This is a genomic window from Mesorhizobium sp. M4A.F.Ca.ET.050.02.1.1, assembly GCF_003997725.1.
GTDB lineage: Bacteria > Pseudomonadota > Alphaproteobacteria > Rhizobiales > Rhizobiaceae > Mesorhizobium.
In genome coordinates this window covers 1-554 of sequence record NZ_RZSG01001450.1, presented here as the reverse complement: position 1 = coordinate 554, position 554 = coordinate 1, and the positions used below count along the sequence as shown (strand labels likewise).

The 554-nt window shown below is 68.4% G+C and carries 1 pseudogene; it reads right to left on the bottom strand.

Annotated features, from left to right (window positions below):
* Positions 1–312: 312 nt before the first annotated feature.
* Positions 313–554 (bottom strand): annotated as a pseudogene (locus tag EOA33_RS41235) (hypothetical protein); the annotation flags it as partial.

Below are 554 nucleotides of genomic sequence, written 5' to 3'. Positions count from 1 at the left end.
TCCTTGTCCCGCGCGGTCGGCGTCGGCGGCAGCGGCCTCAGTTCCGGCGGTTTTTGAAACAGACACATTTTTCCACGTTTCCCTTGTCCAGTCATAGAGGAAGAAATCTTCGCCGTTCTTGCCGTAGCCTGGCAGGCGGCAGCGTTGCGTGGCGCCGAGCCTGTCCAGCCAGCGCAAGGCAAGATTGTTCCCGGCAAGCGCCCTCGCCTCGACCCGCCAGGCGCCCCTGGCCGCGACCTGGGGGCCAAGCACGGTATGAAAGAAGCGCGTGATCTGAGGCACGCAGCGCCGCATGCGGCGCGTGCCCCAGCTCTAGGCGATCCACAGCCCGCCGCGCTGCTCGGCGGCGCCGAAGCCGGCCTCCGGATTGCCGTCGAGCTCGGCGACATAGGCAATGCCCTGCAAGGCAGTGAGCGCCAGCAGCGCCGGCGTCCAATGGTCGAGCTGGCAGTCGATCTCGGCGCGGTCCTCGGGGCGCAGGTTGGCGGCGATGTAGGAGAGATCGCGCAGAGTGGCGGGGAAGAAGGGGGGGGGGGTGAGGGGGGGGGGGGGTT